The organism is Rhizobium sophoriradicis, from assembly GCF_003939025.1.
GTDB lineage: Bacteria > Pseudomonadota > Alphaproteobacteria > Rhizobiales > Rhizobiaceae > Rhizobium > Rhizobium sophoriradicis.
This window is the reverse complement of sequence record NZ_RQIH01000002.1, coordinates 327,018-351,636: the sequence shown is the minus strand read 5'-3', so window position 1 is coordinate 351,636 and position 24,619 is coordinate 327,018. Positions and strand designations below refer to the sequence as shown.

The window sequence follows — 24,619 nt, the reverse complement described above, 5'->3', positions numbered from 1 at the left end:
CACATAGATGCGATTATCGCGGCAGGAAGGACTAAAGATGCCCGGCAAGATTACGATGATTAACGTGCTCTGGATGGTAATGGTCACGGGCATGCTCACCGCAACTGTCGCTCTATATGATCAGAAGGTAGATACGTCCAAGGTTTATGGTCCCTATGCTTCGGCCCGCACGGCCGTACTTGGCCAGTACTGAGGGGCGAGAACGCAACTCCCCAGGAAAGGAATGCCTATGTTCACGATCTTGACAGTGCTCACCGCCCTCATCAGCGTCATGTTCATCGTGTCTGTGGCCTCGACGATTTCAGCGCTCCGGCGCGAAGGCGAAGAGGTGAAAGCGCTGAACGAAAAGCATAGCGCATTCTGATATTCCTCTCTTCCCCACCCAAGAGCGGCACCCTTCCGCCGCCTCGGGCCCTACAAAGCCGGATGCACCCAGCATCCGGCTTTTTTCTTGGGATAAACCAGGCTAAGCCCGAACAGAAAAGGGCGGCCCGAAGCCGCCCTTTCTCTTGATCATTCCTCGGTGGTCCCGGCGGGATCGCCATCGGCAACCGGCGTCTCGCCGGTTGAACCTTCCTCAGCAACAGGAGCACCTTCGGCGGTCTCGACGGCTTCCTCCGTCTCGTCCTCTTCCGGCTCGCTGATGCGCTCGACGGAAACGACCTTCTCATCCTTAGCCGTCGAGAAGATGGTGACGCCCTTGGTGGCGCGGCTGGCGATGCGGATGCCGCCGACCGGCACTCGGATCAGCTGGCCGCCATCCGAAACCAGCATGATCTGATCGCCGTCATCGACCGGGAAGGCGGCGACCAGTTCGCCGATTTCGCCGGTCTTCGACGTGTCGGTGGCGCGGATGCCCTTGCCGCCGCGGCCGGAGATGCGGAAATCGTAGGACGACGAACGCTTGCCGAAGCCCTTCACAGAGACCGTGAGCACGAACTGCTCGCGTGCCTTCAGCTCTTCATAACGCTCGTCCGAGAGCTGTCCCTCTTCGGTGACTTCCTCGCCGACGAGAGCGATATCCTCTTCATCGACGCCCGTCGCGCGACGTTCGGCGGCAGAGCGTTTCAGATAGGCTGCGCGCTCCCACGGCTCGGCATCAACATGGCCGACGATGGTCATCGAGATGATGCGATCGCCTTCACCGAGATTGATGCCGCGCACGCCGATCGAGTTGCGGCCGGCGAAGACGCGAACGTCGTCGACGGAGAAGCGGATGCACTGGCCGAGCGCGGTCGTCAGCAGAACGTCGTCATGTTCCGTGCAAGTCTCGACGGAGAGGATCTCATCGCCCTCCTCCTCGAGCTTCATGGCGATCTTGCCGTTGCGGTTGACCTGAACGAAGTCCGACAGCTTGTTGCGGCGAACCGTGCCGCGCGTCGTCGAGAACATGACGTCGAGATTGTCCCAGCTCGCCTCGTCCTCGGGCAAGGGCAGGATGGTGGTGATGCGCTCGCCGGGGGCGAGCGGCAGCATGTTGATCAGCGCCTTGCCGCGCGAGGTCGGCGTGCCGATCGGCAGGCGCCAGACCTTCTCCTTGTAGACGATGCCGCGCGAGGAGAAGAACAGAACCGGCGTATGGGTATTGACTACGAATAGCCGGCTAACGAAATCTTCGTCGCGGGTGGTCATGCCGGAGCGACCCTTGCCGCCACGGCGCTGGGCGCGGTAGGTGGTCAGCGGTACGCGCTTGATATAACCAAGATGCGAGACGGTGACGACCATGTCCTCGCGGGCGATCAGATCCTCATCGTCCATTTCGAGACCGCCATCGACGATCTCGGTGCGGCGCGGTGTGCCGAACTCGTCGCGCACAGCGGTGAGCTCATCCTTGACGATGGTCTGGATGCGGACACGCGAGGAAAGAATATCGAGATAATCCCGGATTTCCTCGCCGATCTTGTTGAGTTCATCGCCGATTTCGTCACGGCCGAGGGCCGTGAGGCGGGCAAGACGCAGTTCGAGGATGGCGCGGGCCTGTTCTTCCGACAGGTTGTACGTCATGTCCTCGTTGATGCGGTGGCGCGGATCGTCGATCAGACGGATCAGGCTTTCGACATCTTCTGCCGGCCAGCGGCGGGTCATCAGCTCTTCACGGGCCGACTGGGGGTCCGGCGCCTGGCGGATGACGCGGATGACTTCGTCGATGTTGGCCACCGCAATGGCAAGGCCGACCAACACATGGGCGCGCTCGCGCGCCTTGCGCAGGAGGAATTTCGTTCTCCGGCTAACGACTTCTTCGCGGAAGGTGACGAAGGCTCGCAGCATATCGAGCAGCGTCAGCTGTTCCGGCTTACCGCCGTTCAGCGCCACCATGTTGCAGCCGAAGGAGGTCTGCAGCGGCGTATAGCGGTAGAGCTGGTTAAGGATGACCTCAGCATTGGCGTCGCGCTTCAGCTCGATGACGACGCGATAGCCCTGGCGGTCGGATTCATCGCGCAGGTCGGAGATGCCCTCGATGCGCTTTTCGCGCACCAGTTCAGCCATCTTTTCGATCATCGTCGCCTTGTTCACCTGATAGGGGATTTCGGTGATGATGATCTGCTCACGGTCGCCGCGCATCGGCTCGATCGTCGCGACACCGCGCATGATGACGGAACCGCGGCCGGTCTCGTAAGCCGAGCGGATGCCGGCGCGACCGAGGATCTTTGCGCCTGTCGGAAAATCCGGGCCGGGAATGATCTGCATCAGTTCCGGCAGCTCGATCGCCGGATCGTTGATCAGCGCGATACAGCCGTCGATCACTTCCGACAGGTTATGCGGCGGAATGTTGGTCGCCATGCCGACGGCGATGCCGCCGGCGCCGTTGACGAGCAGGTTCGGGAACTTGGCGGGAACCACCACCGGCTCGGAGAGCGTGCCGTCATAGTTGTCGCGGAAGTCGACGGTTTCCTTGTCGAGATCATCGAGCAGCGAATGGGCGGCCTTTTCCAGGCGGCATTCGGTGTAACGTTCGGCCGCCGGCGGATCGCCGTCGACGGAGCCGAAATTGCCCTGACCATCGATCAGCGGCAGCCGCAGCGACCAAGGCTGCGCCATGCGGGCGAGCGCATCGTAGATCGCGGCATTGCCGTGCGGATGGTATTTACCCATCACGTCGCCGGTGACGCGGGCGCATTTGACGTATTTCTTGTTCCAGTCGATGCCGAGCTCGGACATGCCGTAAAGGATGCGCCGGTGCACGGGCTTCAGGCCGTCGCGCACGTCGGGCAGCGCGCGGCTGACGATGACGCTCATCGCGTAATCGAGATACGACCGCTGCATTTCCTCCATGATGGAGATGGGCTCGATGCCTGGCGGGAGCTTCCCGCCGCCGGGGGGTGTTTGCTCAGTCAAAACAGATCACGATCTCTTCTAGAATCACTTGAAGATTTATAGCGGAAAGCCTGTTGCCGCGCCAATTTCCGAGCGCGTTTTGAACAGGCTTTTGCGGCCGAAAAAGGGTAAAGCACGGGACTTGTGCGGCCGGACCGGACAAATCCGCAGCGGCCGCCCGCGGCATATTTGCCAAATCCAAATCCCCGCTTCACAATCGCAGAAAATCACGCACCCATATGGGCTTTCGGAGAGACGATGGCAAGCGCCGACCAGTTGATCAACGCCTTCACGACGCTTCTCGTCACCATCGATCCGCCCGGGCTCGCCCCGATCTTCCTGGGACTGACGACCGGCATGAGTCGGAGCCAGCGAACCCAGGTAGCGCTACGCGGCTCAACGATCGCCTTCATCATCCTCGCCGTCTTCGCCCTGTTCGGCTCAAGCGTTCTCGGCGTGCTCGGTATTTCGATCGGCGCCTTCCGCATCGCCGGCGGGCTGCTGCTCTTCTGGATCGCCTTCGAAATGGTGTTCGAGCGGCGCCAGGAGCGGAAGGAGAAAGCCAGCGAGGCAGCTGTCACCAAGGACCATATCGAGAATATCGCCGTCTTCCCCCTCGCCTTGCCGCTGATCGCCGGCCCGGGTGCGATCTCGGCGACAATCCTATTGGCCGGCACGCTGCCGACCTCGGTGGAAAAGGCCCAGCTGATCGCCGTCATCGCCGCCAACCTACTGCTGACACTGCTCATGCTGCTGATTGCCGACAGGCTCGACCGTTTCCTCGGCGTCACCGGGCGGGCGATCCTGACACGGCTCCTCGGCGTCATCCTTGCCGCCCTTGCAGTACAGTTCGTCGTCGACGGCGCGAAGGCAGCGCTTAATCTGATCAGCGCGACGCCGCACTGAACAGCGCGAGAGCAAACAAAAAGAGCATGACGCCGTCAAAGGCATCATGCTCTCGGATCTTCTTCAAGCCGGGATAGGCGCCGATCAGAACGGGATGTCGTCGTCGAGATCGCGCGAGAAGTTGCCGCCACCACCGCGGTTCGACGATGGGGACGAAGCCGGGGCGCCGTAATCGTCGCCGTAATCATTATTGCTGCTGCCGCCGCGGCTGCCGCCGAAACCGGAGCTCGCGTCGCCGCGGCCGTCGAGCATGGTCAGCGTCGAGCTGAAGCCCTGCAGCACCACTTCCGTCGAATAACGGTCCTGGCCCTGCTGGTCCTGCCATTTGCGGGTCTGCAGCTGGCCTTCGATATAAAGCTTGGCGCCCTTCTTCACATATTGCTCGACCACCTTGCAGAGGCCTTCGTTGAAGACGACGACAGTATGCCATTCGGTCTTTTCGCGGCGTTCGCCGGAATTGCGATCACGCCAGGTCTCCGAGGTCGCGATACGAAGATTGGCGATCGGCCGGCCGTCCTGAGTGCGGCGGATTTCGGGGTCTGCACCCACGTTTCCAACCAGAATTACCTTGTTCACGCTACCAGCCATCTTCTCACCCTGCCTGCCGCCCTGCCCGGCGGCGTTTCAATCGATCGGCGCACCTTAAACCATCACGGACCGCCGATGCGCATGGGCGGCATCTAATCCACATGTTTATCCATCAGAAAGCCGCATGCATTCATCAGGAAATTTGTTCTTTATTTGTTCTAGTTTATCCGTATCATCCTGTCAACAGAATCGAAAACCTTGAACCTTCCCGGATATTCAGCCTCGACTCGCCCGCCGGCATCACTAAATAAGGGCTGTTATCCAGAAAACCAAAGCAGAGACGATGAGCGAACTGAAGACGATCTCCATCCGCGGCGCGCGCGAGCACAATCTGAAGAGCATCGATCTCGATCTGCCGCGCAACAAGCTGATCGTCATGACCGGTCTTTCTGGCTCGGGCAAATCCTCGCTCGCCTTCGACACGATCTATGCCGAGGGCCAGCGGCGCTATGTCGAAAGCCTGTCGGCCTATGCCCGGCAGTTCCTCGAAATGATGCAGAAGCCCGATGTCGACCAGATCGACGGGCTGTCGCCGGCCATTTCGATCGAGCAGAAGACCACCTCGCGAAACCCGCGCTCGACCGTCGGCACCGTCACCGAGATCTACGACTATATGCGCCTGCTCTTTGCCCGCGTCGGCGTTCCCTATTCGCCGGCGACCGGCCTGCCGATCGAGAGCCAGACCGTCAGCCAGATGGTCGACCGCATCCTCGCTTTCGGCGAAGGCACCCGTCTTTATATTCTCGCGCCGCTGGTGCGCGGGCGCAAGGGCGAATACAAGAAGGAACTGGCGGAGCTGATGAAGAAGGGCTTCCAGCGCGTCAAGGTGGACGGCCAGTTCTACGAAATCGCCGAGGCGCCTGTTCTCGACAAGAAATACAAGCACGACATCGACGTGGTGGTCGACCGCATCGTCGTGCGCTCCGATGTTTCGGCGCGGCTGGCCGACAGCCTGGAGACGTGCCTGAAGCTCGCCGACGGGCTGGCGGTCGCCGAATTCGCCGACAAGCCGCTGCCGCCGGAAGAGACCTCGGCTGGCGGATCGGCCAACAAGTCGCTGAACGAGACGCATGAGCGCGTGCTGTTTTCCGAAAAATTCGCCTGCCCGGTCTCCGGCTTCACCATTCCGGAAATCGAACCTCGGCTCTTTTCGTTCAACAATCCCTTCGGCGCCTGCCCGACCTGCGACGGCCTCGGCGCTCAGCAGAAGATCGACCCCGATCTGATCGTACCCGAGCCGGAGCGGACGCTGCGCGACGGGGCGATCGCGCCCTGGGCGAAGTCGACGTCGCCTTATTATAATCAGACGCTGGAAGCGCTCGGAAAACATTACGGCTTCAAGCTCGGCACCCGCTGGAACGATCTTTCCGCAGAGGCCAAGGACGTCATCCTCAACGGCACCGACGACAAGATCGAGTTCCACTACGCCGACGGCGCGCGCTCCTTTACCACCCACAAGAATTTCGAAGGCATCATCACCAATCTCGAGCGCCGCTGGAAAGAAACCGATTCCGCCTGGGCGCGCGAGGATATCGAGCGCTTCATGTCGGCAGCCCCCTGCCCGGCCTGCAACGGCTATCGCCTGAAACCCGAAGCGCTGGCTGTGAAGATCAACAGGCTGCATATCGGCGAAGTCACTGAGATGTCGATCCGTGTCGCGCGCGACTGGTTCGAGACGCTGCCAGCCAGCTTCAACGCCAAGCAGAACGAGATCGCCGTGCGCATCCTCAAGGAGATCCGCGACCGGCTGCGCTTTTTGAACGATGTCGGTCTGGAATATCTCAGCCTGTCGCGCAATTCCGGCACGCTGTCGGGCGGCGAGAGCCAGCGCATCCGGCTTGCCTCGCAGATCGGCTCGGGGCTGACGGGCGTGCTCTACGTGCTCGATGAGCCGTCGATCGGCCTGCATCAGCGCGACAATGCCCGGCTGCTCGACACGCTGAAGCACCTGCGCGATATCGGCAACACGGTCATCGTCGTCGAGCATGACGAGGATGCGATCCTGACGGCCGACGACGTCGTCGACATCGGCCCGGCGGCCGGTATCCATGGCGGCCAGGTCATCGCCCATGGCACGCCGCAGGATATCATGGATAATCCGAAGTCGCTGACTGGCAAATATCTCTCTGGCGAACTCGGCGTGCCGGTTCCCGACCAGCGCCGCAAGCCGAAGAAGGGTCGCGAGATCAAGGTCGTCGGCGCGCGCGGCAACAATCTGAAGAATGTCACGGCCTCGATCCCGCTCGGCGTCTTTACGGCGGTGACCGGCGTTTCCGGCGGCGGCAAGTCCACCTTCCTGATCGAGACGCTGTATAAATCGGCGGCGCGCCGCGTCATGGGTGCGCGCGAAATCCCTGCCGACCACGACCGGATCGACGGTTTCGAGCATATCGACAAAGTGATCGACATCGACCAGTCGCCGATCGGCCGCACGCCGCGCTCGAACCCGGCGACCTATACCGGCGCCTTCACGCCGATCCGCGACTGGTTCGCCGGCTTGCCGGAAGCCAAGGCGCGCGGTTATCAGCCGGGCCGCTTCTCCTTCAACGTCAAGGGCGGACGCTGCGAGGCCTGCCAGGGCGACGGCGTCATCAAGATCGAAATGCACTTCCTGCCCGACGTCTACGTCACCTGCGATGTCTGCCATGGCAAGCGCTATAACAGAGAGACGCTCGACGTCACCTTCAAGCAGAGGTCTATCGCAGACGTGCTCGACATGACGGTGGAGGAAGGCGTCGATTTCTTCGCGGCGGTGCCCGCCGTACGCGACAAGCTGCAATCGCTGAAGGATGTCGGCCTCGGTTACATCAAGGTCGGCCAGCAGGCCAACACGCTTTCCGGCGGCGAGGCGCAGCGCGTCAAGCTCGCCAAGGAACTGTCGAAGCGCTCGACCGGACGCACGCTTTATATTCTCGACGAACCGACGACCGGCCTGCATTTCCACGACGTCGCCAAACTGCTCGAAATGCTGCACGAACTGGTCAACCAGGGCAATTCAGTTGTAGTGATCGAGCACAATCTCGAAGTCATCAAGACGGCCGACTGGGTGCTCGATTTCGGTCCCGAGGGCGGCGATGGCGGCGGCGAGATCGTCGCAGCCGGCACGCCCGAGGCAATCGTCAAGGAGAAGCATTCCTATACCGGACAGTTCCTCAAGGAATTGCTGGAGCGGCGCCCGGCGAAGAGGGCGGCGGCGGCGGAATGACGATGAGGCTGGCGTCGCGCGACGATCTCCAAACGATCACGACGCTGACGGCAGCCGCCTATCTGCCCCATACCGAACTTTTCGGCGTTCCACCGGTGCCAGCGACAGAAGATTACGTGCCGCGCATCGAACGCGGCGAGGTCTGGCTGCGCGAGATCGGCGATGAAACGGTCGGCCTCGTCTTCGTCGAGCAGCATCCCGACCACCTCATGCTGTTCAGCATCGGGGTCTCGCCGGCCTTTCAGGGCGCCGGGCACGGGCTTGCGATGCTGCGCTGGCTGAAAGGCAAGGCGCGGGAATGGGCCACGCCGCAGATCCGGCTCTATACGAATGCGCGGATGGAGCGGAACGTCGCGCTCTATCGCGCCTTCGGATTTCAGGAAACGGGTCGCCGGCAAAAGCCTTATCGGCCAGGATGGACGCTCGTCGACATGGCGAAAGAGATTGTTGCGGCCTGAGCGGCTGCCAAAGGGGAGGACGACATGACGAAATCCGGCACTATCCGCACTGGCATCGGCGGCTGGACCTTCGAGCCCTGGCGCGGGCATTTCTTTCCCGATGATCTCAAACAGAAGGACGAGCTGCATTATGCCAGCCGCCAGCTGAAGGTCATCGAGGTCAATGGCACCTATTACAGCACTCAGAAGCCGGCGGTCTTTGCGAAATGGGCGGCCGATGTGCCCGACGGCTTCATCTTTTCGCTGAAGGCGACGCGGTTCGTCACCAATCGGCGGGTGCTCGCTGAGGCTGGGGAATCGATGGAGCGCTTTCTGACATCCGGGATCAGTGAACTCGGCGACCATCTCGGGCCGCTGCTCTGGCAGTTCGCGCCGACGAAGAAGTTCGATCCGGAAGACTTCGAAGCCTTCCTGAAGCTGCTGCCGGCAAAACAGGACGGGCTGGCGCTTCGCCACGTTGTCGAGGTCCGGCACGATTCCTTCAAGGTGCCGGAATTCGTCGCCCTGCTTGCCAAATACGGCGTGGCGCCGGTTTGCGCCGAACATTTCGAATATCCGATGATTGCCGACGTCACGGCCGCTTTCATCTATGCCAGGCTGCAGAAGGGATCGGACGATATTGCGACCTGCTATCCCGACAAGGACCTGAAGGCCTGGGCGGACCGGCTCGAGACCTGGGCGGAAGGCAAGGTTCCTGACGACCTACCGCTGATCGATAAAGACCGCAAGATCAAGGTCGAGCCGCGCGACGTCTTCGCCTTCATGATCCATGAGGGCAAGGTGAACGCACCGCATGGGGCGATCGCCCTGCAGAAATTGCTGACGAAATAAATCGAGTTACAACGGCAGTACCGCCGTTGCGAGATCTTCCGCTGTCAGACCTTTGCCGGCGCGGCGGCCTGCCTCTCCATGCAGCCAGACGCCGGCGGCTGCCGCCTCGAAGGCCGGCAGGCCCTGCGCAAGCAGTCCTCCGATGATGCCGGCGAGCACATCGCCTGAACCGGCGGTCGCAAGCCAGGCCGGCGCATTGGTATTGATCAGCGCGCGGCCGTCCGGTGAGGCGATGACGGTGTCGGCGCCCTTATAGACGATCGCGGCATTGGCGCGGCGGGCGGCGGCGAGCGCCTTGTCGACCTTGCCCAGCGCATCGTCGCCGCCGATCTCAGGAAATAGCCGCGAAAATTCGCCCTCGTGCGGCGTCAGCACCAGGCGCGGCTCGCCTTGGAACAGATCGAAGAGCTGTTGCGGATCGTCCTTGAACGAGGAGATGCCGTCGGCGTCGAGAACCAGCCGGCGATCGGCAAGGGCAGTGACATAGGCGCGCGCCCTGGCGCCGATGCCGAAACCGGGGCCGAGGACGAAAGTCTGCAGCCGGGAGTCGGACAGCCAGTCTTCGAGTTCGGCCTCGCCGTCGATCGCATGCAGCATGACGGCTGTGAGATGGGCGGCATTGGCGGCCATTGCCGCATGGGGCGCTGCGATGGTCACCAGGCCGGCGCCAGCCCTCAGGCCGGAGGCCGCCGACATGCGCGCGGCACCCGTCTTGTCGGCGTCGCCCGAAAAGACGACCAGATGGCCGCGCTTGTATTTGTGGGTCTCCAGCTGCTCGGGCGGCAGCGCGGCCTTCCAGGCATCCGGCTTGTTCTCGGCAATCAGACCGCCTGCCTCGGCCCTGATGATGCGGGCGGGAATGCCGATATCGAAGACCGCCAGCTCGCCGCAAAGCTCCCTGCCCGGCATCAAGAGATGGCCGGGCTTGCGTGTCATGAAAGTGATGGTGTTGCGAGCGCCGAAGGCTGCGCCCAGCACCTTACCCGTGCGGCCGTCGAGGCCGGAGGGCAGGTCGATGGCAAGCACGGGGATGTCGGCCTCGGCGACCTGCTCGACCACCGTGCGGACAGCGGCCGGCACCGCGCGTGCGAGCCCCGCGCCGAACAGGCCGTCGACGACGACATCGCCGCTTTCGGGCCGGTAGAGCTCGAGCCCCTGACCCTGAAGCGCACAGCCGGCCCGAGCGCGGGCGGCGTAGCCTTTCAGCCCGGAGGGATCGCCGAGATGGAAAAGCGCCACTGTCGCTCCGCCTTCCTGCAGATGCCTTGCCGCGACATAGGCGTCGCCGCCATTGTTGCCCGGGCCGCAGAGCACGACGAAACGCAGAGCAGCCGGGTAAAGCCTCAGCGCGGCAGCGGCGACCGCAGCCCCCGCTCGTTCCATCAGACCGAAGGAGTCGATGCCCGACGCGGCGGCAGCCGCATCGACGGCTGCCATTTCGGCTGGCGTAAGGAGAAGGTCGGAGAGATGTTTGCTCATCAGCCTATTCAATTCAAAAAACGCTCAAAAAACAACCGCATGAACCGTCCAGCGGAAGCCCTTATTTTATGCATTTGCCTATCTTTTCACCGAATCGAGATCTGCTTTGGCAACCACCGGAAAATGTGACTTTCGCGGTTTTCGATCTGATTTTGGGCGGGAGGCCATGTTTTTTCACTTTTCCATCACCAAAACCATATCGAATGCCCCGCAAACGCGCCGGTTTTGACAGAATCGGCGTATTTTTTCGAAAAGACGGATTTCAAACTGGCACGATATCTGCATCATATTCGGCGAGCGGGAAACATCCTGCCATAACGGGAGAAGCGGAGAGCATTTTCTCATGAAAAAGATCGAAGCGATCATTAAGCCTTTCAAGCTGGACGAAGTGAAGGAAGCCCTTCAGGAAGTCGGCCTCCAGGGTATCACAGTCACGGAAGCCAAGGGCTTCGGTCGTCAGAAGGGCCACACGGAACTCTACCGCGGTGCCGAATATGTCGTCGATTTCCTGCCGAAGGTGAAAGTCGAGGTCGTGCTGGCCGACGAAAACGCGGAGGCCGTCATCGACGCGATCCGCAAGGCGGCGCAAACCGGCCGCATCGGCGACGGAAAGATCTTCGTCTCCAATGTCGAAGAGGTTATCCGCATCCGCACCGGCGAGACCGGCATCGATGCCATCTGACCACTTTGCCTACCGCGCAAAGTCCGATACCGTCACCGCGCCCACCTATTGTCATTGCAAATTGGAGGAAGGTATTTAATGGCGACCGCAAGCGAAATTCTGAAGCAGATCCAGGAAAACGACGTGAAGTTCGTCGATCTGCGTTTCACCGATCCGAAGGGCAAGTTGCAGCACGTGACGATGGACGTTGCCGTCGTCGACGAAGACATGTTCGCCGACGGCGTGATGTTCGACGGCTCCTCGATCGGTGGCTGGAAGGCCATCAACGAGTCCGACATGGTGCTGATGCCCGATACCGAAACGGTGCATATGGACCCATTCTTCGCCCAGTCGACCATGGTCATCGTCTGCGACATCCTCGATCCGGTCTCCGGCGAGGCGTATAATCGCGATCCGCGCGGCACCGCCAAGAAGGCCGAAGCCTATCTCAAGGCCTCCGGCATCGGCGACACAATCTTCGTCGGCCCGGAAGCCGAATTCTTCGTTTTCGACGACGTCAAGTACAAGGCCGATCCCTACAATACCGGCTTCAAGCTGGATTCGACCGAACTGCCGTCGAACGACGACACCGATTACGAAACCGGCAACCTTGGCCATCGTCCCCGCGTCAAGGGCGGCTATTTCCCGGTTCCGCCGGTCGACAGCGCCCAGGATATGCGTTCGGAAATGCTTACGGTTCTCTCCGAAATGGGCGTCGTCGTCGAAAAGCATCACCATGAAGTCGCAGCCGCCCAACACGAACTCGGCATCAAGTTCGATACGCTGGTGCGCAACGCCGACAAGATGCAAATCTACAAATACGTCGTGCATCAGGTGGCCAATGCCTACGGCAAGACGGCGACCTTCATGCCGAAGCCGATCTTCGGCGACAACGGATCCGGCATGCACGTCCACCAGTCCATCTGGAAGGGCGGTAAGCCGACCTTCGCCGGCGACGAATATGCCGGTCTCTCCGAGAGCTGCCTCTACTATATCGGCGGCATCATCAAGCATGCAAAGGCGATCAACGCCTTTACCAATCCGTCGACGAACTCCTACAAGCGTCTGGTGCCGGGTTATGAAGCGCCGGTACTGCTCGCCTATTCGGCCCGCAACCGCTCGGCCTCCTGCCGCATTCCGTTCGGCTCCAATCCCAAGGCCAAGCGTGTCGAAGTCCGCTTCCCGGATCCGACCGCCAACCCCTACCTCGCCTTCGCCGCCATGCTGATGGCCGGCCTCGACGGTATCAAGAACAAGATCCACCCCGGCAAGGCCATGGACAAGGATCTTTACGACCTGCCGCCGAAGGAATTGAAGAAGATCCCGACCGTCTGCGGCTCGTTGCGCGAAGCGCTCGAAAGCCTCGACAAGGACCGCAAGTTCCTGACGGCCGGCGGTGTCTTCGACGATGATCAGATCGATGCCTTCATCGAACTGAAGATGGCAGAGGTGATGCGTTTCGAAATGACGCCGCACCCGGTCGAATACGACATGTATTACTCAGCCTGATCGGCTGCAATATTGAAAGTCCCGGTTCGCCGGGGCTTTCACCTTCCCAGGTCATGAACGGCAGAAGGAGGATATGACGTTCATGTGACGGACAAGTGCAAAAATCTTGATTTGCACGACACCAATCACCAAATTCGGTGATGAAAGGAAGTCGTACCATGAAAGAAAGAGTAGCAAAGTTCAGTATCGGCGAAGTGGTCCGGCACAAGGTATTCCCGTTTCGCGGCGTCATCTTCGACGTTGATCCGGAGTTCGCGAATACGGAGGAGTGGTGGAATTCCATTCCCGCCGAGGTGCGCCCCAGCAAGGACCAGCCATTCTACCATCTGCTCGCCGAGAATGACGAAAGCGAATACGTCGCCTATGTCTCCGAGCAGAACCTGGTGAATGACGAAAGCGGCACGCCCCTTCGCAATCAGCAGGTCTACCAGATTTTCGACCAAGCCCCATCCGGGCAGTTCAAACCCAAGATGAGCTTCGCCCACTAAGGTCAGACGTACCGATCATTGAACAAGGCCTCGCCTCTCCCAGCGAGGCCTTTTTCTTTTGTTATCAGATCCGGCTTTTTGCTTTTCATTGGGAAGCCCCTCTTCCGGCTGCCGCCACCTTCTCCCCGTTCTGACGGGGCGAAGGGAGCAAGCCGCGTCTCGGTTCGCACTTACCTCGCGCAGGGCACGTCCCCTCGCCCGTTTACGGGGAGAGGGTTAGGGTGAAGGGCATATCCAGAGCACGAACACACAACCGAGGCGCAAAGCCAAACCGAGACAACTGTTGGCCAATAAAAAACCCGGCCTGAAGCCGGGTTTCCATTCGATATGGCGGCAGGACTACTGCGCCTTGGCTGCCTTCTGGGCCTCTTCCAGTTTCTTGCGGGCTTCGTCAGCCTTCTTCTGCATGCCTTCCTGCAGGCTGCGCTGGCTTTCGGCGAGCTTGTTTTCGGTGACCGGTTCGCCATCATAAGCGCCGGTGAAGCCTTCGAGCGAGATCTTGATCGGGTTCGGGGCGCGGCGGAAATTGATCGACGTGAAGATTACGTCGCTGCCCTTCTTCAGGCTGGCGATCATCGCGTCGGTCAGCGGGATTTCGGCGGTGCACTTGTCCGGCAGGCAAACGGCATAATCGAGCTTCTGACCCTTGCCGCCATCGATCTGCATCATGATGCCGGGGGGAATCAGGCGTGCGGTCGGAACGGAAACCTGCAAGAGCTTGCGGTTGATCTTGCCGGAGACCGAGATCAGGCCGACGGCCGTAACGAGCTGGCCGCCATTGGCGAGGATCAGGTTCTGGACGACACAGATGTCGTTGTCTTCCTGCTTGCTGCAGGTCTTATACCAACCGAGCTTGGGAGCGCCGACGCCCTGGGCCGGAGCCTGTGCCGCAGCATCCTGAGCGAAGGAGGAGACCGGAGCCGAAGCGGCGCCGAACATCACTGCCAGAACGGACAGTGCTGCCCGCATTTTCTTTTCAGACTTGAACATCATAACGAATTCCGTCTCCTGATATCCGTTCGGGGCAGCGACCTGCCGCCCCAACCATCGGGTCGTTCGGCACTCCACCTCATGGAAAAATGAGGCAAATGCATGACCCCGAAACTTCGGGTTCACCTGTTACATCGCAGCGTTCAAGATATCCAGCTTTTCTTTGGCAATTTAAGGAGCAATTTCGCCGCTACGCCAAAGAAATGGCTCTCACGTGTTGGAATCGGTCGACCAGATGATAATCTCGCGATGAATCATGCCCTTTCACGGATCAAGGATTGCCGAATGCTCCGGATCGTCGTCCCGCTCGTCCTCTCGCTGCTGTGCGGCACTGTTGCCGCCGAGCCGTTGCATGGAATCGCGATGCATGGCGAGCCGGCTCTGCCGCCTGACTACAAGCACTTCCCTTACGTCAATCCCGACGTCAAGAAGGGCGGCAAGATCACTTATGGCGTCGTCGGCACCTTCGACAACCTCAATCCATTCATTCTGAAGAGCATGCGCACGACAGCACGCGGCATGTGGGACCCGGACTACGGCAACCTCGTCTACGAATCGCTGATGCAGCGCTCCAGGGACGAGCCCTTCACGCTTTACGGCCTGCTTGCCCAGACCGTCGAATGGGACGACGACAGGAGCTTCATTCAGTTCAACCTCAATCCGAAGGCAAAATGGTCCGACGGTCAGCCGGTAACGCCCGAGGATGTGATGTTCAGCTTCGAGCTGTTGCGTGACAGGGGCCGCGTCCCTTTCGCCAACCGCCTCAAGGTCGTCGCCAAGATGGAGAAGGTCGGCGAACACAGCGTGCGCTTTACCTTCAATGACAAGGCCGACCGAGAGACGCCTTTAATTTTCGGCCTTTTCCCGGTGCTGCCGAAACATGCGATCGATGCCGAAACCTTTGATCGCACATCGCTGACGCCGCCGGTCGGTTCCGGCCCCTACAAGGTGAAGGTGGTCAAGCCCGGCGAAAGTATTACCTATGAGCGCGACCCGAATTACTGGGGCAAGGACATTCCTGCCAAGGTCGGCACCGACAATTACGATCAGATCACTGTCCAGTATTATCTGCAGGACACGACCTTGTTCGAAGCCTTCAAAAAGGGCGATGTCGACATCTATCCCGACGGCAATCCCGGTCACTGGGCCAATGCCTATAACTTCCCCGCGGTCACCTCCGGGGCTATCATCAAGGATGTGTTCACGCCGAAACTGCCGAGCGGCATGCTCGGCTTCGTCTTCAACACGCGCCGGCCGATCTTTGCCGATCCGAAAGTGCGTGAAGGCCTGTCGCTGGTGTTCGATTTCGAATGGGCGAACAAGAACCTCTATTCCGGCGCCTACAAGCGCACGCAGAGCTTCTGGCAGAATTCCGAGCTTTCGAGCTTCGGCGTGCCCGCCAATGCCGCGGAGCTTGCGCTACTCGGACCGATCAAGGACAAGATCGCGCCCGCGATTCTCGACGGCACCTACAAGCTGCCGGTTACCGACGGCTCCGGCCGCGACCGCAACGTACTGAAACAGGCGGTCGCGCAGTTGAAACAGGGCGGCTATACGATCCAGGGCGGCAAGATGGCCGATGCCTCGGGGCGGCAACTCGCTTTTGAAATCATGACGCAGAATGCCGACCAGGAGAAGCTCGCCGTCGCTTACCAGCGTTCGCTACAGGCGATCGGCATCGCGGCGTCGATTCGCACGGTCGATGATTCGCAATATCAGAGCCGAACGAACAGCTTCGATTACGACATGATCATGAAGTCCTTTACCTCTTCGCTGTCACCTGGAAACGAGCAGCTCGGCCGATGGTCTTCGGCTGCCCGCACGCGCGAGGGCTCGGACAGCTTTGCCGGCGCCAACGATCCCGATCTCGACACGCTGATCGACCATCTGCTGAGGGCGCGCTCGGCGGAAGAATTCACCGCGGCGGTTCGCTCCTACGACCGGCTGCTGCTCTCGAGCCACTATGTGCTGCCGCTCTACCACATGGACCAGCAGTGGGTGGCGCGCAGCAAACGCATCGGCCATCCCGAGAGGGTTCCGCTTTATGGCTATCAGCTGCCGATATGGTGGGATACAAGCGCGCAATAGAAGCGGCCGAACGCCTCGGCCCGATGTCTCCTCCGGAGACACAGAGAATAAGGAAAACGATCATGGAGCGCATCACCATCGACGTGGTCTCGGATGTCGTCTGCCCCTGGTGCTATCTAGGCAAGGCGCGGCTGGAACTCGCCATCGCCGAGGTGCAGGACGAGATCGGCGTCGACATCAACTGGCGGCCGTACCGGCTCAATCCCGACTATCCCAAGGAGGGGGTCGACCAGAAGAAGGCACTGGCCGAGAAGCTCGGCGGCGAGGAGCGTGTGGCGCAGGCCCACAAGATGCTGACCGATCTCGGCCGCGAAGTCGGCATTGCCTTCGATTTCGAGGCGATCAAGATCGGCCCCAACACGCTCGATGCCCATCGGCTAATCCACTGGGCGATGATCGAAGGACGCGAGGCGCAGGACCGGGTCGTCGCCGCCCTGTTCAAGGCCAACTTCGAAGAAGGCCGCAATGTCGGCGACCACGCGGTGCTGCTCGATATCGGCGAAAAGGCCGGCCTAGACCGTTCGGTCATCGCCTCGCTGCTCGCCTCCGACGCCGATCGTGATCTGATCGGTGCCGAAATCAAGGCGGCGCAGGAAATGGGCGTCAACGGCGTGCCCTTCTTCATCTTCGACCAGCAATATGCCGTCAGCGGCGCGCAGACACCGGATGTGCTGGCGAATGCACTGCGCGATATCGCCAAGGCGAAGGCCGAGGCGCGATCGGGGCTTAACTAACAGAGGGCAAGGCCGGACACGGCCCTAGATTTACCCCAGAACCGGCACGCAGCGCACCTCGGTCTTCACCGAATTGGCGATGAAACATTCGTCGTGGGCGCGATGGTGCAGCGCTTCGAGTTGGCTCAACGAGGGCTGCTTGTCGCCGGAGAAGACGACATGCGGGCGGAGCGTTACGACGGTCATGGCGAGGCGGCCTTCGGCATTCTTCTCCATGATGCCCTCGGCGGCATCGGTGTAGCCGTCGACGCAGAAGCCCTGTTTGGCGGCGATCGACAGGAACCAGAGCATGTGGCAGCTGGAGAGCGAGGCGACGAAAGCCTCTTCGGGATCGACGGCGTCTTGGGCGGAATAGGGAAGCGGAACGACATGCGACGATGAGGACGCCCTCACCTGGATGCCGCCGTCGAACGTCCAGCGATGGACGCGGCTGTAGCGGTTGTCCGTGAAGGTCTCGCCGTTTCGCCGCCAGGCGATTGTTGCGCCGTATGTCGCCATGCCCTTTTCCCTCGGTTTATCTCGCCATCTCTGCCAGTTGCGTCATGATGACCGCGGCCCCCTGGAGGCGTTTTTCCGGTGTCGGCAGGTCGCGGGTCAGGAACAGGCTGTGGTCGGGGCGGATCTTCGCCATCGTACCCTGCTTGCCTATATAACCGACGAGATTTGCCGGGTTCGGGAATTCCTTGTTGCGGAACTGCACGACGACGCCCTTCGGGCCGGCATCGAGTTTTTCGACATTGGCGGTGCGGCAGAGCGACTTGATGTAGACGATCTTGAGGAGGTGCTGGACTTCGATCGGCATCGGGCCGAAGCGGTCGATCATCTCGGCGCCGAAGCCGTCGATCTCCTTGAGCTCGGTGAGTTCGCCGAGACGGCGGTAAAGCGCCATGCGCAGATGCAGATCGGGAACGTAGTCCTCCGGGATCATCACCGTCGTGCCGACCGAGATTTGCGGCGACCAGCCGGTATCGTGGATCTCGTCGACGCCCTTCACCTCGGCGACCGCTTCTTCCAGCATCTGCTGGTAGAGTTCGAAGCCAACCTCTTTGATATGGCCAGACTGCTCTTCGCCGAGCAGGTTGCCAGCGCCGCGGATATCGAGGTCGTGGCTTGCCAGCTGGAAGCCGGCGCCGAGCGTATCGAGCGACTGCAGCACCTTGAGGCGGCGATCTGCCGTCGGCGTCAGCACCTTGTTCACAGGCAGGGTGAAGAGTGCGAAGGCGCGCACCTTCGAGCGTCCGACGCGACCGCGCAACTGATAGAGCTGGGCAAGGCCGAACATATCGGCGCGGTGAACGATCAACGTGTTGGCTGTCGGCACGTCGAGGCCGGATTCGACGATGGTGGTCGACAACAGCACGTCGTAACGGCCTTCATAAAAGGCGTTCATGATATCTTCGAGTTCGCCGGCCGGCATTTGACCATGCGCCACGGCAACCTTCAGCTCCGGCACATCGGACTGCAGGAAGGCGTGCACATCGGCGAGATCGGCAAGCCTCGGGCAGACGTAAAAACTCTGGCCGCCGCGATAGTGCTCGCGCATCAGCGTCTCGCGGATGACCAGGCTGTCGAAAGGCGAGATGAAGGTGCGCACCGCCATGCGATCGACCGGCGGCGTGGTGATCAGCGACAGTTCGCGCACGCCGGTCATGGCAAGCTGCAGCGTGCGCGGGATCGGTGTGGCCGACAGCGTCAGCACGTGCACGTCGCTCTTCAGCTCCTTTAGCCGCTCCTTGTGCTTGACGCCGAAATGCTGCTCCTCGTCGATGACGAGCAGGCCGAGATTGGCAAATTTGATGCCGGCGCCGAGCAGCGCATGGGTGCCGACGACAATATCGGTCTTCCCTTCCGCCACTTCCTTCTTGGTCAGCGCCAGCTCCTTGGCGCCAACCAGGCGTGAGGCCTGCTGGATGCGCACCGGCAGGCCGCGGAAGCGCTCGGAAAAGGTTTTGAAATGCTGGCGCGCGAGCAGTGTCGTCGGCACGACGATGGCAACCTGGACGCCATTCATCGCGGCGACGAAGGCGGCGCGCAGTGCCACTTCGGTCTTGCCGAAACCGACGTCACCGCAGACGAGACGATCCATCGGCCGGCCGGCGCCCAGATCGGAGCGCACCGCGTCGATGGCGTTATCCTGGTCCTCGGTCTCATCATAGGGGAAGCGGGCGGCAAATTCGTCGTAAAGGCCGTCCGGCGTCGTCAGAACGGGCGCATGGCGCGTCAGGCGCTCGGCGGCGATACGGATCAGCGCATCGGCCATGTCGAGCAGGCGCTTCTTGAGCTTGGCCTTGCGCATCTGCCACGCGCCGCCGCCGAGCTTGTCGAGCTGGGCGTCGGTGCCCTCGCCGCCGTAGCGCGAGAGCAGGTCGATGTTTTCGACCGGCAGGAAGAGTTTGGCCTCATCGGCATATTGCAGTTCGAGGCAGGCATGCGGGGCGCCCGCCGCCTCGATGGTCTTGAGGCCGATGAAGCGGCCGATGCCGTGTTCGGCATGGACGACGATCGAGCCTTCGTCGAGGCCGGCGACCTCGGCGATGAAATCGGCGGCGCGCTTGCGGCGCTTGGAGCGGCGCACCATGCGGTCGCCGAGAATATCCTGCTCGCCGATGACGACGAGATCACCGGCCTCGAAGCCGGATTCGAGATTGAGCACGGCGGCGGCGGCCTCGCCTTTGCCCAGCGCCGCGAGATCCTTCAGCGCCTCGACCGGCTTCACCTTTTCCAAGCCGTGCTCGTTCAGCACCTGCAGCAGGCGCTCCAGCGAACCTTCGGTCCAGGCGGTGACCAGCACCTTCGCCCCGTCGGCGCGTCGGTCGGCGATATGCTTGACGACGACGTCGAAGATATTGACGCGTTCGGCATCGCCGCCGCCTTCGGCATTCGAGCGGGCCCAGCGCTGGCCCTGGCGGGCCTCGATATTGACGACCCGCCTCGCCTCGCCCTCTATCTCGTTGAAGGGGCTGATGCGGATCGCGCCGAGCGCGTCGAGAGTCTTGGCGAAAAGCTTGCTGTCCAGGTAGAGCTGCCCCGGCGCCACCGGCTTGTAGGGTGTGCCCTGCGCCATCTGACCCTTGGACGGCTGGCCGGAATTCAGGCGGGCATCGAAATAATCGAGGACGAGCTTGGAGCGTTCCTCCGCCGCCTCCCGCACGGTGTGGTCGGTGACGACTCGGAAGCCGCTGAGATAATCGAAGACGGTATCGAGCTTCTCGTAGAAGAACGGCAGCCAATGCTCCATGCCGGGATAACGGCGGCCTTCGGAGACGGCGAGATAGAGCGCGTCATCACGGGTCGTCGCGCCGAAAGCCGAGAGGTAATTCTTGCGGAAGCGGCTGATCGTATCCGGCGTCAGCGTCACCTCGCTCATCGGGTTGAGATCGAGCGAGCGCACCTGACCCGTCGTGCGTTGGCTCGCCGGATCGAAGCTGCGGATCGATTCCAGCGTATCGCCGAAGAAATCGAGGCGGACCGGCTCTTCCGAACCCGGCACGAAGACGTCGAGAATGCCGCCGCGCACGGCATATTCGCCGACCTCGCGAACGGTCGCAACGCGATCGAAGCCGTTGCGCTCCAGGCGCCCCGCGAGATCGTCCATGCGCAGCTGGTTGCCGGGTCGGGCCGAAAAGCTCAGGCTTTCGATGACATCATGCGGCGCCACCTTCTGCAGCATGGCATTGGCGGTGACGAGCACGATGGCCGCATGCGGCTTTTTCCGGTGGGCGATGAGGCCGCCGAGTGCCGCAAGCCGGCGGGCCGAGGTATCGGCGCTCGGCGAGACGCGGTCATAGGGCAGACAGTCCCAGGCCGGCAGGGTGAGAACCGGAATGTCGGGGGCGACGAAGCCCAGCATCTGCTCGAGATCGGCCATGCGGTGGCCGTCTGACATGACATAGGCGACCGGCTCTCCCGTGCGGGCGAGTTCGGCGAGCAGCAGCGGTTCGAGGCCGGCAGGCACATTGCCGATCGTCAGCGGCTCGGCAATGGCCGCAAGCTTCTTCGCATCGAAACCAGGGATCATTCCGGCGTCCTGAGGGGCTTGTCGAAATCGGGCGTATAGGCGGCAAGGCGGGCAAACATCGGTGTCTGGAAACGCTCTGGCACCGGCCAGGTTCCCATGATCCAGCGGAGCAGGTCATTATCCTCTTCGGCCATGATCGTCTCGAACTCGTCGAGCTCGGCGTCCGAAAGCGTCGCGATCTCGGCTTCGGCGAACTGGCCGAAGACCAGATCCATCTCGCGGATGCCTCGATGCCAGCAGCGGAAAAGGATGCGGCGGCGGCGCGGGTCGAGACCGGCACTCGTGAGCGTGACACCTGTCATGGCATTACCTTCCTGTTGATGCGCCTCTATAGCCACTCGAAAGCGGCTTGTCAGCCTTGCCAAGGCCGCATTGTTCATCGCATTTTGACCGCATGCGCCCCGCCATTCTCGATCCGCTGTTTTCCCCCATTTCGGGCCTTCCGGGCGTCGGCCCGAAGATCGCCGAACTGCTGGTCAAGCTGCTCGGTCGCGAGACGCCGGAGGATTGCCGGGTCATCGATCTCCTCTTCCACGCGCCCTTCTCGCTGATCGACCGGCGCAATCAGCCGGGAATCGCCTTGTCGCCGCAGGGTGCGATCGTGACGATAACCGCCCGCGTCGACCGCCACCAGGTTCCGCCGCGCGGCAAGACCAATGTGCCCTATCGCGTCTTCCTGCATGACGAGACCGGCGAACTGACGCTGGTCTTCTTCCGCGGCCAAGCGGCTTGGCTGGAAAAGCAGCTGCCTGTTGATGCCGAGGTGACGGTCAGCGGCAAGGTCGACTGGTTCAACGGCCGCGCCTCGATGGTGCATCCGGACTATATCGTCAGAGCGGAGGAAGCGGAGAACCTGCCGCTGGTTGAGCCGATCTATCCGCTGACGGCGGGGCTTTCACCGAAGACATTGCGCAAGATCATCGATGCCGCCCTGCCGCGATTTCCCGAGCTGCCGGAATGGATCAACTCGGCGCTGGCGCAGAAGCAGGGCCTGCCGTCGATCCGCGACAGTTTCCATATGCTGCACGAGCCGCGCGACCCCGCCGATATCGACCCGCAAGCCCCGGCGCGGCGGCGGCTCGCCTATGATGAGTTCCTCGCCGGCCAGCTGTCGCTGAGCCTGGTGCGCCAGCGGCTGCGCAAGGTGGCGGGCCAGCCTGTGCAGGCGACGGGTGCGGTCAGCGGCAAGATCCTGAAGGCGCTGCCCTTCTCACCCACATCAAGCCAGAACGAGGCGATCGCCGACATTTTGAATGACATGGCCGGCAACGAGCGCATGCTGCGGCTGCTGCAGGGCGATGTCGGTTCCGGCAAGACGCTGGTGGCGTTGATGTCGATGGCGGCGGTGATCGAGAGCGGCGGCCAGGCCGTTCTGATGGCGCCGACCGAAATCCTGGCGCGCCAGCACCACGCGACGATCTCGAAATTCGCCGCCTCCGCCGGGCTCGGCATCGAGGTGTTGACCGGGCGCACCAAGGGACGCGAGCGGGAGGAGATCCTGGAGCGCATCGCCTCGGGTGCGGCGCAGGTCATCATCGGCACCCATGCGCTGTTCCAGGATACTGTATCTTACGCCAACCTCATGCTGGCCGTCGTCGACGAGCAGCACCGTTTCGGCGTGCATCAGCGGCTCAGGCTGACGGCCAAGGGCATCTCGCCGCACATGCTTGTGATGACGGCGACGCCGATCCCGCGCACGCTGGTGCTTGCCGCCTTCGGCGACATGGACGTTTCCAAGCTCACGGAAAAGCCGGCCGGCCGCAAGCCGATCCAGACGATCACCGTGCCGATGGAGCGCACCGGCGAGATCGTCGGCCGGCTGCAGAGCGCGCTTGCCGAGGGCAAGAAGGCCTACTGGATCTGCCCGCTGGTCGAAGAGTCCGAAGAGCTCGACCTGATGTCGGCCGAGGAGCGGCATGCGACACTTGTTGCCGCACTCGGCCCCGATATCGGCCTCATCCACGGCCGCATGAGCGGGCCGGAGAAGGATGCGGCGATGATGGCGTTCAAGAACGGCGAGAGCCGGCTGCTCGTCGCCACCTCTGTCGTCGAAGTCGGAGTCGACGTGCCGGATGCGACGATCATGGTGATCGAACATGCCGAACGCTTCGGCCTGGCGCAATTGCACCAGCTGCGCGGCCGGGTCGGACGCGGCGACGAAGCGTCGACCTGCATCCTGCTCTACAAGGGGCCGCTCGGCGAGACTGGCCATGCCAGGCTTTCGATCATGCGGGAAACGGAGGACGGATTCCGCATCGCCGAGGAGGATCTGAAGCTGCGCGGCGAAGGCGAGCTGCTCGGCACCCGGCAGTCCGGCACGCCGGGTTTTCGTATCGCCAGCCTCGAGGCGCATGCCGACCTGCTGGAAATTGCCCGCAAGGATGCGGCCTATCTCATCGAGCGCGATCCGGAGTTGACCAGCGACAGAGGACAGGCGATCCGCACGCTGCTCTACCTGTTCCGCCGCGACGAGGCGATCCGGTTCTTAAGAGCAGGATAAATCGCGCCGCGGCGCTTCAATCTTCTTTCCATGCATGTCGTTATCTCAAAGCGCCAAACACTTTTGGGCGATATGCATCAATCCGCCTTGGACACCGCCACCGGCTTCGGCCGCGGCAGATGCTTCTGCTTCGGCTCGGACGGCTTGTGTTCGGGGGCGACGAGGCCGCCTGAGATCAGGAACTTGGCGGCGTCCTCCGGGCTCATGTCGAGCATCACGATCTTTTCGCGCGGCACGAAGATCAGGAAGCCGGCCGTCGGCACCGGCGTCGGCGGCAGGAAGACGGCGACCATATCCTGGCCCATGGCATTGAACTTCGAGGCGATCTCGCCCTTGGCGTCGGTTGCGACGAAGACCAGCGCCCAGAGGCCGGGGCCTGGATATTCAATAAGCCCGACCTTCTTGAAGGAGTTCGACTGCTCCTTCAGCACGGTTTCGAAAATCTGCTTCACGCTTCTGTAGATCGTGCGCACTAGCGGCATGCGCTGGACAATCGATTCGCCGAAACGGACGATGCTCTGGCCGATGAGGTTCTTGCCGAGGAAACCGACGACGGTGATCAGCACGATGGCGATCAGCAGGCCGAAGCCGGGAATGGCGAAATTGAGATAGCTTTCCGGATTCCAGCGCGCCGGAATATAGGGCCTGACCCAGCTGTCCGACCAATGGATGAAGGTCCAGGTCAGCCAGATGGTAATGGCGATCGGCGCGCAGATGATCAGGCCTGCGAGAAAATTGTTCCTCAGCCGGGTCGCGACCGGCATTCTGGGGGCGTTGTCGGCCATCGTTTCCTGATGAACTCCATCTCAGTCCTGGACGGGCCGGAACGCCGGCCCTTCCCCCTTGTCC

The 24,619-nt window shown here is 61.8% G+C and carries 20 protein-coding genes; 12 read left to right on the top strand and 8 right to left on the bottom strand.

Annotated features, from left to right (window positions below):
• Positions 1-37 precede the first annotated feature (37 nt).
• The gene (locus tag EFR00_RS32920; RefSeq protein ID WP_003539654.1) at positions 38-193 is read left to right on the top strand and encodes a hypothetical protein; all 156 of its coding nucleotides are present in this window, start codon (positions 38-40) and stop codon (positions 191-193) included.
• A gap of 36 nt (positions 194-229) precedes the next feature.
• Positions 230-364, top strand: a complete 135-nt coding sequence (locus tag EFR00_RS33870; RefSeq protein WP_010056528.1) for a hypothetical protein — start codon at positions 230-232, stop codon at positions 362-364.
• Positions 365-513: 149 nt separating this feature from the next.
• On the opposite strand, the gene gyrA is transcribed toward EFR00_RS33870, so the two are convergent.
• The gene (gyrA, locus tag EFR00_RS04070) at positions 514-3,336 is read right to left on the bottom strand and encodes a DNA gyrase subunit A (protein ID WP_077993681.1); all 2,823 of its coding nucleotides are present in this window, start codon (positions 3,334-3,336) and stop codon (positions 514-516) included.
• Between the two features lie 237 nt (positions 3,337-3,573).
• Here gyrA and EFR00_RS04065 point away from each other — a divergent pair, with 237 nt between their 5' ends.
• Positions 3,574-4,221, top strand: a complete 648-nt coding sequence (locus EFR00_RS04065) for a MarC family protein (protein ID WP_038688903.1) — start codon at positions 3,574-3,576, stop codon at positions 4,219-4,221.
• Between the two features lie 84 nt (positions 4,222-4,305).
• On the opposite strand, the gene EFR00_RS04060 is transcribed toward EFR00_RS04065, so the two are convergent.
• Positions 4,306-4,809: a single-stranded DNA-binding protein gene (locus EFR00_RS04060; RefSeq protein ID WP_077993683.1), complete on the bottom strand. Its 504-nt coding sequence runs from the start codon at positions 4,807-4,809 to the stop codon at positions 4,306-4,308.
• Between the two features lie 283 nt (positions 4,810-5,092).
• Here EFR00_RS04060 and uvrA point away from each other — a divergent pair, with 283 nt between their 5' ends.
• The 3 genes from uvrA to EFR00_RS04045 are packed head-to-tail and all read left to right on the top strand — an operon-like array spanning position 5,093 to position 9,303.
• Positions 5,093-8,014, top strand: coding sequence for an excinuclease ABC subunit UvrA (gene uvrA / locus EFR00_RS04055; RefSeq protein WP_077993685.1), 2,922 nt, complete (start codon positions 5,093-5,095; stop codon positions 8,012-8,014).
• Positions 8,011-8,472, top strand: a complete 462-nt coding sequence (locus EFR00_RS04050; protein ID WP_077993686.1) for a GNAT family N-acetyltransferase — start codon at positions 8,011-8,013, stop codon at positions 8,470-8,472. Before uvrA ends, EFR00_RS04050 begins: the two co-directional genes overlap by 4 nt.
• Before the next feature lie 24 nt (positions 8,473-8,496).
• Positions 8,497-9,303, top strand: coding sequence for a DUF72 domain-containing protein (locus EFR00_RS04045; protein ID WP_077993688.1), 807 nt, complete (start codon positions 8,497-8,499; stop codon positions 9,301-9,303).
• A gap of 6 nt (positions 9,304-9,309) precedes the next feature.
• On the opposite strand, the gene EFR00_RS04040 is transcribed toward EFR00_RS04045, so the two are convergent.
• Positions 9,310-10,782 (bottom strand): NAD(P)H-hydrate dehydratase, encoded by a 1,473-nt coding sequence (locus tag EFR00_RS04040; protein WP_077993690.1) that lies wholly within the window; start codon positions 10,780-10,782, stop codon positions 9,310-9,312.
• A 343-nt stretch (positions 10,783-11,125) separates the two neighbouring features.
• On the opposite strand from EFR00_RS04040, the gene EFR00_RS04035 reads away from it, so the two are divergent.
• From EFR00_RS04035 to hspQ, 3 genes are all read left to right on the top strand, one after another.
• On the top strand, positions 11,126-11,464 hold the full coding sequence (locus EFR00_RS04035; RefSeq protein WP_003539626.1) for a P-II family nitrogen regulator: 339 nt from the start codon (positions 11,126-11,128) through the stop codon (positions 11,462-11,464).
• A gap of 78 nt (positions 11,465-11,542) precedes the next feature.
• Positions 11,543-12,952: a type I glutamate--ammonia ligase gene (gene glnA, locus EFR00_RS04030; RefSeq protein WP_038688890.1), complete on the top strand. Its 1,410-nt coding sequence runs from the start codon at positions 11,543-11,545 to the stop codon at positions 12,950-12,952.
• A 158-nt stretch (positions 12,953-13,110) separates the two neighbouring features.
• Positions 13,111-13,440: a heat shock protein HspQ gene (gene hspQ, locus EFR00_RS04025; protein ID WP_009992774.1), complete on the top strand. Its 330-nt coding sequence runs from the start codon at positions 13,111-13,113 to the stop codon at positions 13,438-13,440.
• 339 nt (positions 13,441-13,779) lie between these two features.
• On the opposite strand, the gene EFR00_RS04020 is transcribed toward hspQ, so the two are convergent.
• Positions 13,780-14,433 (bottom strand): invasion associated locus B family protein, encoded by a 654-nt coding sequence (locus EFR00_RS04020; RefSeq protein WP_009994474.1) that lies wholly within the window; start codon positions 14,431-14,433, stop codon positions 13,780-13,782.
• Positions 14,434-14,715: 282 nt separating this feature from the next.
• Here EFR00_RS04020 and EFR00_RS04015 point away from each other — a divergent pair, with 282 nt between their 5' ends.
• Positions 14,716-16,518, top strand: coding sequence for an extracellular solute-binding protein (locus tag EFR00_RS04015; protein ID WP_077994080.1), 1,803 nt, complete (start codon positions 14,716-14,718; stop codon positions 16,516-16,518).
• A gap of 62 nt (positions 16,519-16,580) precedes the next feature.
• Entirely contained in the window at positions 16,581-17,252 is a 672-nt protein-coding gene (locus EFR00_RS04010; protein WP_038688886.1) for a DsbA family oxidoreductase, read from the top strand.
• Between the two features lie 30 nt (positions 17,253-17,282).
• Here EFR00_RS04010 and EFR00_RS04005 read toward each other — a convergent pair whose 3' ends face one another.
• Genes EFR00_RS04005 through EFR00_RS03995 form a run of 3 tightly spaced genes read right to left on the bottom strand, consistent with a single transcriptional unit; the run spans position 17,283 to position 21,572 of the window.
• Positions 17,283-17,750 (bottom strand): OsmC family protein, encoded by a 468-nt coding sequence (locus EFR00_RS04005; RefSeq protein WP_077993692.1) that lies wholly within the window; start codon positions 17,748-17,750, stop codon positions 17,283-17,285.
• Positions 17,751-17,766: 16 nt separating this feature from the next.
• Positions 17,767-21,270, bottom strand: a complete 3,504-nt coding sequence (gene mfd, locus EFR00_RS04000) for a transcription-repair coupling factor (protein ID WP_077993694.1) — start codon at positions 21,268-21,270, stop codon at positions 17,767-17,769.
• Complete coding sequence (locus EFR00_RS03995) at positions 21,267-21,572, bottom strand: FAD assembly factor SdhE (RefSeq protein WP_009993873.1); 306 nt, start codon at positions 21,570-21,572, stop codon at positions 21,267-21,269. The genes mfd and EFR00_RS03995 overlap by 4 nt, the downstream gene beginning before the upstream one ends.
• Positions 21,573-21,664: 92 nt before the next feature.
• On the opposite strand from EFR00_RS03995, the gene recG reads away from it, so the two are divergent.
• Positions 21,665-23,770, top strand: a complete 2,106-nt coding sequence (gene recG / locus EFR00_RS03990) for an ATP-dependent DNA helicase RecG (protein ID WP_077993696.1) — start codon at positions 21,665-21,667, stop codon at positions 23,768-23,770.
• A gap of 77 nt (positions 23,771-23,847) precedes the next feature.
• Here the strand turns inward: recG and EFR00_RS03985 are convergent, their stop codons facing one another.
• On the bottom strand, positions 23,848-24,555 hold the full coding sequence (locus tag EFR00_RS03985) for a DUF502 domain-containing protein (RefSeq protein ID WP_038688880.1): 708 nt from the start codon (positions 24,553-24,555) through the stop codon (positions 23,848-23,850).
• Between the last annotated feature and the right edge of the window lie 64 nt (positions 24,556-24,619).